The organism is Roseomonas rosulenta (genome assembly GCF_016106005.1).
GTDB lineage: Bacteria > Pseudomonadota > Alphaproteobacteria > Acetobacterales > Acetobacteraceae > Neoroseomonas > Neoroseomonas rosulenta.
In genome coordinates this window covers 1-7,374 of record NZ_JACADR010000228.1, presented here as the reverse complement: position 1 = coordinate 7,374, position 7,374 = coordinate 1, and the positions used below count along the sequence as shown (strand labels likewise).

At 71.9% G+C, this 7,374-nt stretch carries 6 protein-coding genes; 2 read left to right on the top strand and 4 right to left on the bottom strand.

What is annotated here, in order from left to right; all coding sequences use genetic code 11:
- Window positions 1–258: 258 nt before the first annotated feature.
- The 3 genes from HW578_RS20320 to HW578_RS20310 form a co-directional block, all read right to left on the bottom strand.
- Entirely contained in the window at window positions 259–645 is a 387-nt protein-coding gene (locus tag HW578_RS20320) for a hypothetical protein (protein WP_198372538.1), read from the bottom strand.
- A 130-nt stretch (window positions 646–775) separates the two neighbouring features.
- Window positions 776–1,780 carry an adenosine kinase gene (locus HW578_RS20315; RefSeq protein WP_198372537.1) on the bottom strand — a complete coding sequence of 335 codons (1,005 nt, stop codon included), beginning with the start codon at window positions 1,778–1,780 and terminating at the stop codon, window positions 776–778.
- A gap of 61 nt (window positions 1,781–1,841) precedes the next feature.
- Window positions 1,842–3,155: an LLM class flavin-dependent oxidoreductase gene (locus HW578_RS20310; protein ID WP_198372536.1), complete on the bottom strand. Its 1,314-nt coding sequence runs from the start codon at window positions 3,153–3,155 to the stop codon at window positions 1,842–1,844.
- 141 nt (window positions 3,156–3,296) lie between these two features.
- On the opposite strand from HW578_RS20310, the gene HW578_RS20305 reads away from it, so the two are divergent.
- Window positions 3,297–4,877 carry an ABC transporter substrate-binding protein gene (locus tag HW578_RS20305; RefSeq protein ID WP_198372535.1) on the top strand — a complete coding sequence of 527 codons (1,581 nt, stop codon included), beginning with the start codon at window positions 3,297–3,299 and terminating at the stop codon, window positions 4,875–4,877.
- The gene (locus HW578_RS20300; protein ID WP_198372534.1) at window positions 4,874–6,217 is read left to right on the top strand and encodes an LLM class flavin-dependent oxidoreductase; all 1,344 of its coding nucleotides are present in this window, start codon (window positions 4,874–4,876) and stop codon (window positions 6,215–6,217) included. Before HW578_RS20305 ends, HW578_RS20300 begins: the two co-directional genes overlap by 4 nt.
- A gap of 224 nt (window positions 6,218–6,441) precedes the next feature.
- Here the strand turns inward: HW578_RS20300 and HW578_RS20295 are convergent.
- The coding region (locus HW578_RS20295; protein WP_198372533.1) for an ATP-binding protein at window positions 6,442–7,374 on the bottom strand (933 nt) is incomplete at its 5' end.

The window sequence follows — 7,374 nt, the reverse complement described above, 5'->3', positions numbered from 1 at the left end:
GTCAGGGGCTACGGGCGGAGCGGCCGCTTCGGTCGGGCGGATTGTTGCGGCGCACACATAGTGGCTCGGTTGCCGGATGGCGAGAAAAAAGAGCCATCGACGTCGCGACCCCGCCGGCCGCGGCGCCCGCCCGGGTCCGGATCCCGGGCGGCGGCCGCGGGATGCCTGCGCAGGCGTCGCGACCGACGCCGGCTTTCCGGAAGGCGCGCCCGACCCTGGCACGGGCCGATGCCCGCGCCACGGCCGTGAAGGATTTGCTCAGGGCTGGGCTTGCATGCCGGAGGCCCGGGCTATCAGCGCCGTGGCCGCCGGCACGTCCCGCCGGCCAAGCGCTGCGCGCGCCTCGGCCAGCGTCGCCACCAGGCCCTCGCGCACCGGCATGCCCTCGGTTCCGGCGAGGGTCGAGCGCGTGAGCGTCAGCGCCTCCGCGCGTTCGACGAGTTCGCTGGCCAGCGGCAGCCGCCCCTGGCGCGCCGCCTGGTCGGCCTGGCGGAGCAGCGCGCCGACATCATGCGCGGCCATCCGGTCGGCCTCGGCGGCCACGGGGTCGCCGCCGTTCAGGGTGGTGGGCACGCCCTGCGCAATGGCGGGGGCGGCGGCCAACCCGGCGCCGATGATGGCGACGCCGATCCATTCGATCCGCATGTCGTCCTCCTGACTCGGTTCGACGACAGCGCAACGCCCGACGGGGCGGATCGTCGCATGGGCCCGGCGCACGATTGCGTGTTGTGGGCGCGTGCCGGACCTCAGGGCGGAAGGAGCCCGGTAGCGCGCCTCAGCCAAGCGCGGCCGCCTTGCCCTTCGGCCCGCCGGCCACCAGCGCCTTGAGGTCCGCCTGCGGGCGTGCGCCGAAATGGCTGATCGCCTCCGCTGCCGCCACTGAGGCCCAACGCCCGCATTCCGGCAGTGGCTGCCCGGCCGTGAGCGCGGCGAGGAACCCCGCGGCATAGGCATCCCCCGCGCCCGTGGTATCGACCACCGTGGTCGGCACCGCGGCGATGGGGTGCGTGGCCCCGCCGGCCAGGATCACGCTGCCGTGCTCGGAACGCGTCAGCGCCGCCAGGCCGACATCCGCCCGCGCCGCGGCGGCCGCTTCCTCGAAGGAATTCGCATGGTAAAGCGCGCGGATCTCGGATTCGTTGGCGAACAGGATGTCGGCTTCCTCGCGCACGAAGGCGCGGAAGGCGTCGCGGTGGCGCTCGACGCAGAAGGCGTCGGAGAGCGTGATCGCCACCTTGCGGCCCGCGGCATGGGCGATGCGCGCGGCGGCGCGGAAGGCGGCCTGGGCCGCCGGCGGGTCGAACAGGTAGCCTTCCAGGTAGGTCACCTGCGCGCCGGCGATGGCGGCCGCATCGAGGTCCTTTTCGCCGAAGGTCACGCAGGCGCCGAGGAAGGTGTTCATGGTGCGCTGGCCATCCGGCGTGACCAGGATCAGGCAGCGCGCGGTGGGCGCGCCGCCGACCAGCGGTGGGGTCGGAAAATGCACGCCGGCTGCGGTGATGTCGTGGCGGAAGACCTGGCCCAGCGCGTCGTCCGCGACCTTGCCCAGGTAGCCCACGCGCGCCCCCAGCGCCGCCGCGGCGGCGCAGGTGTTGGCGGCGGATCCGCCGCTGCTCTCCATGCCCGGGCCCATGTCGGCATAGATCGTCTCGGCCTGGTCCGTGCCGATCAGCGCCATGCCGCCCTTAGCCATGCCGTGGCGGGCCAGGGTGGCGTCATCCGCGCGGGCAAGCACGTCGACGATGGCGTTGCCGATGCCGAGGATGTCGAGGGTGGTCATGGAGGTGCTTTCCGCTGGACTGCGCGCGGGATACCCGGCGGGCGGCGCCCCGGCAACCGGGCTATGCCGTCCTCGGAAAGAAGCGATTCTCCGGCATCTCGAGCCCCAGATGCCCGCGCAGCGTCGTGGCGGTGTACTGCTTGCGGAACAGTCCCCGGCGCTGCAGCTCGGGCACCACCTCGTCCACGAAGCCGTCGAAAGCGCCGGGGAACCAGGCGGGCAGGATGTTGAAGCCGTCCGCCGCGCCGCCCTCGAACCATTCCTGGAAGGTGTCGGCGATGTCGGCGGCGGTGCCCGCGATCACCCAGTGCCCGCGCGCCGCGCCGGTCAGGTTGTGCATGTCGCGCCAGGTCATGCCCTCGCGCCGCGCCTTCGACAGCATGGCGCGGGCGAAACCGTGCGAGGTGTCGGGCAGCGGCAGGTCGGGCACCTTCTCGTCCAGCGGAAAGCCCGAGACATCGATGCCGAGCCGCCCCGACAGCAGCGACGCGGCGTTGGTGGAGGTCACGAAGGACTGAAGGCGATCGAGCGTGTCGCGCGCCTCCTGCCGCGTGCGGCCCAGGATCGGCATGACGCCGGGCAGCACCGCGATCTCCTCCGGCCCGCGGCCATAACGCGGCATGCGGCCTTTCAGCGAGGCATAGGCCGCCTTCGCCTCGTCGAGGTCCTGCACCACCGAGAACACCACATCGGCCGTGCGCGCGGCCAGGTTCAGCCCGGGCTCGGACGAGCCCGCCTGGAGGATGATCGGCCGCCCCTGCGGGCAGCGCCCGATGTTGAGCGGACCCTTCACCTTGAAGAACTCGCCTTCGTGGTCCAGCGCGCGCACCTTGGCGCCATCGATGTAGCGGCCGGTGTCGCGCTCGGCGACGATCGCGCCGTCGTCCCAGCAATCCCACAGCCCCATCACCACATCGACGAATTCCTCCGCCACGCGGTAGCGCGCGTCGTGGGGCGGATGCTGGCGGCCGAAATTCGGCGCCGAGCGTGGGTTGGACGACGTCACCGCATTCCATGCCGCTCGCCCGCCGCTCAGGTGATCGAGCGAGGCATAGAAGCGCGCGACGTTGAAGGGCTCCTCGTAGGTGGTGGACATGGTCGCGCCGAGGCCGAGATGCGTCGTCGTCGCAGCCAGCGCCGCCAGCATCGTGATCGGTTCGAAGCGCGCGGTGAATGACGGGTGGTCGTTGACGCCCGCGGCGAGCCCGTCGCCCAGGAACAGCAGGTCGAAGCAGCCGCGCTCGGCGATGCGCGCGATGTGCTGGATGACCGGCAGCGACTGGAAGGAATCATACGCGCCTGGCATGCGCCAGCCGGCGATGTGGTTGCCGGTACCGAGCACGAAGACCCCGAGATGCATCTGCCGCTGCGCCATGCGCGATTCCCCTGGCTGACGCTGCAGCGTGGCGCGGGGGCGGCGGGGGGGCAAGGCGGTGCCCCTGGCACATCGATTGCAAACCCGGCAGGCTCGGACGCTGCGGCCGCCGGGGCCGCGCCTTATCTTGGAGCCGCCGTCATGCCCCGCCTTCGCCTGTCCCTGCTTGCCGCGGGCCTGCTGGCCGCTGCGTCCGGTGCCGAGGCGCAGACCCTGCGCATCGCCTTCAAGGCCTCGATGGACGGCACCGACCCGCACCAGACATTCACGCCCAATCGCAACGCGCAGCTGCACGTGTGGGAAACACTGGTGACGCAGGACGCGACATTGCGCCCCCGGCCGCAGCTCGCGGAATCCTGGCGCGCGATCGACCCGCTGACCTGGGAGTTCAAGCTGCGGCGCGACGCGGTGTTCCACGACGGCACGCCCTTCACCTCGGCCGACGCGGCTTTCTCCATCCTGCGCGCGCGCGCCGCCACCGGCCCGCGCACCTATGCCGCCGCGGTGCGCAATGTGGCCGGCGTCGAGACGCCCGATGCCCATACGCTGATCGTGCGCACTACCGTGCCCACGCCGCTGCAGCCGGACTTTCTCGCGGCCATCGCCATTCTGAACGCGCGGGCCGCGGACGGCGCGGTGGACGCCGATTTCAATGGCGGCCGCGCCGCCATCGGCACCGGCCCCTATCGCTGGGGCCGCTGGACGCCGCAGCAGGACGTGACCTTCGAACGCAGCCCGAACTGGCGCGGCACGCCCGAGCCCTGGGCCCGCGTTCAGATCCGCTTCGTGCCGAACGACAGCGCGCGCGTCGCAGCCCTGCTCGCCGGCGATGTCGACGTGATCGACAGCGTCCCCACCGGCCTGCACCAGCGCGTCCGCGAGAACGCGAATCTCCAGCTGGTGAACGGCTATTCGGTCTTCACCCACTATTTCTACCTCGATGCCATGAGCGCCCAGATCCCCAACGCCACGGGCGCCGACGGCCAGCCGCTGCCGAACAACCCGTTGCGCGACCTGCGCGTCCGCCGCGCCATCAACCACGCCATCAACCGCGTGGCCCTGGCGGACCGGGTGATGGAAGGCGGCGCCACCGCCACCGGGCAGATCGCCGCGCCGGGCCTGATCGGCCATGTCGAGGGCCTTGCGCTGCCGGAATTCAACCCCGCCCGCGCCCGCGCCCTGCTGGCCGAGGCCGGCTACCCCAACGGCTTCACCCTGACCGTGCATTGCACGCAGGACCGCTTTGCCGGCGATGCGCGCACCTGCCAGGCGATCGGGCAGATGCTCACGGCCGTGGGCATCCGCACCGTGGTCGAGGCGCTGCCCATGCCGATCTACCTGCGTCGCAGCGCAACGCAGCTGGCCGGCGGCGTTCCCGAGCTCAGCGCGCATCTCGCGATGTTCGGCTCGTCCTCTGGCATCGCCAGCGAGGGCCTCACCGCCCTGCTGCGCACGCCCAACGCCGCGCGCGCGCATGGCGGATGGAACCGCACCCGCTTCTCGAATGCGGAATTCGACGCCATGCTCGACCGCGTGGACAGCGAATTCGACCCCGAGACGCGCGAACGCCTGACCCAGGAAGCGATCCGCTGGGTGGCCGACAACGTGCCCCTCGCGCCCGTCTTCCATGTCGGCGCCTCCTGGGGTGCCAAGCGCGGCCTGGTCATGACGCCGCGCGCCGACCAATACACCATGGCCACGGAGATCCGGCCCGCACCATGACGAAGCAGCTTCACCTCGGCGCCTTCTTCTTCACGCCGGGGAGCCATTCCGCCGGCTGGCGCCATCCGCTCGCGGTCGCCGAATCCGACATGTCCTTCGCGCATTACGTGCAGATGGCGCAGACCGCCGAGCGCGGCTGTCTCGACTGCGTGTTCTTCCAGGACACCGCCGCGGTGAACGGCAGCGCGGGCCTCGATGGCGCGAGCCCGTGGCGGCCCGGCATGGGGCGGCAGGTCTATCCCGAACCCGCCACGCTGATCGCGGCACTCGCACCGGTCACGAAGCACATCGGGTTGGTCGCCACCGCCACCACCACCTACAACGACCCCTACACCATCGCGCGCCGCTTCGGCTCGGTGGATCACATCAGCGGCGGGCGCGCCGGGTGGAACCTGGTGACCTCGCAGATCGAGGACGAGGCCGGCAATTACGGCTTCGACCGCCACCCCGACCACGCCAACCGCTACGAACGCGCCGAGGAATTCTTCGACGTCTGCGCCGGGCTGTGGGATTCCTTCGAGGACGGCGCCTTCATCCGCGACAAGGCGTCGGGGCGCTACCTCGACCCGTCCAAGGGACACATCCTCAACCACAAAGGCGAGTTCTTCCGGGTGCGCGGGCCGCTCAACCTGCCGCGCTCCCCGCAGGGCCGCCCCGTCATCGCGCAGGCCGGGTCGTCGGATGACGGCCGCAAGCTGGCCTCCCGCGTCGCGGACATGATCTTCACCGCGCAATCCGTGCTGTCCGAAGGCATCGCCTTCTACCAGGACATCCGCGCCCGCGCCGCCGCCCATGGCCGCGACCCCGACCATGTCCGCGTCATGCCCGGCTTCATGACCATCCTGGGCGAAACCCAGCAGGAGGCCGACGACATCGCCGGCACGCTGGGCGACATGATGGACGAGACCAACGCCATGCGGCTGCTCGCGCGGCTGTGCGGCGACCTCGACATCCACAGCTACCCGATCGACGGGCCGCTGCCCGACCTGCCGCCGTCGAACGCTGCCCGTGCGCGCCAGGAACACCTGGTCGCGAAGGCGCGGGCCGAGAACCTCACTATCCGCCAGGTGGCGCGCTACCTCGGCACCTCGCTCGGCCACCAGCTGGTCGTCGGCACGCCGAAGCGCGTGGCGGACACCATGCAGGAATGGTTCGAAGCGGGCGCCTGCGACGGCTTCACCCTGCTGTTCCCGTTCTACACTAAGCCGCTCGACGACTTCGTGCGCCTGGTGGTGCCGGAACTGCAGCGGCGCGGGCTGTTCCGCACGCGCTACCCTGGGCCGACGCTGCGCGACAGCCTCGGGATCCCCGTTCCCGGGAACAGGTTTGCCGAGGGGTAAGGGCGCACCGGGGGGCCAGCCCCCCGGCCCCCCCGCTGGGAGGCAACCGCCTCCCAGACCCAGGGTCAAAGGGCCGGTCTGGAGGAGGGGCTCGTCGGCGGCGCGGACGCGCAGAGCGTGACATGCCCCTCCTCCAGACCGGCCCTTCACTCTCCGCGGGTCCCGGGGGCACGGATGCCCCGGCGGGAGGGTTCGGGAGGGCAGAGCCCTCTCGAGGCGCCGCCTCACCCCCCCGGCAACCAGATCCGGAACGTGGTCCCCGAGCCTTCCTCGCTGTCGATCCCCAGCGTCCCGCGGTGCCGGTTGACGATGTGCTTGACGATCGCGAGGCCGAGGCCGGTGCCGCCGGCGCTGCGCGACCGCCCCTTGTCCACGCGGTAGAAGCGCTCGGTCAGGCGCGGGATGTGGTCGCGCGGGATGCCCGGCCCGTCGTCGGTCACGCTGATGACGATGCCCCTGCGCCCATCGGGAGCGGCGCCCTGCGTCACTGCCAGGCGGATGGTCCCGCCCTCGCGCCCGTGCCGGATGGCGTTGTCGAGAAGGTTGCGGATCACCTGCGCCACCTGGTCGGAATCCGCCGGCTCGGCGGTGGCCTCGGCAAGGTCGAGCACCAGCTTCGCCTTGCGCGCGGCGAGGATCGGCGCCATCGCATCGGCCTCGGCGCGCGCCACCAGTGCGACGTCGGCGAGCCCCGCCGGCGCCTGGTGTTCCGTCAGTTCGATACGCGACAGGCCGAGCAGGTCGTCGATCAGCCGGCGCATCCGGTCGGACTGCTCGGCCATGATCTGCAGGAAGCGCTGCTGCGCGGCGGGGTCGTCGGCGGCGGGTCCGCGCAGCGTCTCGATGAAGCCGATCAGGCTGGCGAGCGGCGTGCGCAACTCGTGGCTGGCATTCGCCACGAAGTCGGCGCGCATGCGTTCCACCGCGCGTTCGCGCGTGCGGTCCGACAGCAGGACGATCACGCGCCCGCCATCGGCCAGCGGCGGGTCCATCGGGATCACCTGCACGGCCACGTCGCGCAGCACGGGCACCGGGAGCACGAGGTCGGCCACGGCGGGCGTGCCGCTGGCCAGCGCACGGTCCAGCGCCTCGGCCAGGGCGGGATGGCGCAGCAGGGCGGCGGCGTCGGGCGGCGCCTCGGTCGCGCCGCGCGGTTC

Bases quoted from the DNA above. Each gene is read 5' to 3' on its own strand.
- HW578_RS20320 (WP_198372538.1), bottom strand. From the start codon at position 645: ATGCGGATCGAATGGATCGGCGTCGCCATCATCGGCGCCGGGTTGGCC.
- HW578_RS20315 (WP_198372537.1), bottom strand. From the start codon at position 1,780: ATGACCACCCTCGACATCCTCGGCATCGGCAACGCCATCGTCGACGTG.
- HW578_RS20310 (WP_198372536.1), bottom strand. From the start codon at position 3,155: ATGGCGCAGCGGCAGATGCATCTCGGGGTCTTCGTGCTCGGTACCGGC.
- HW578_RS20305 (WP_198372535.1), top strand. From the start codon at position 3,297: ATGCCCCGCCTTCGCCTGTCCCTGCTTGCCGCGGGCCTGCTGGCCGCT.
- HW578_RS20300 (WP_198372534.1), top strand. From the start codon at position 4,874: ATGACGAAGCAGCTTCACCTCGGCGCCTTCTTCTTCACGCCGGGGAGC.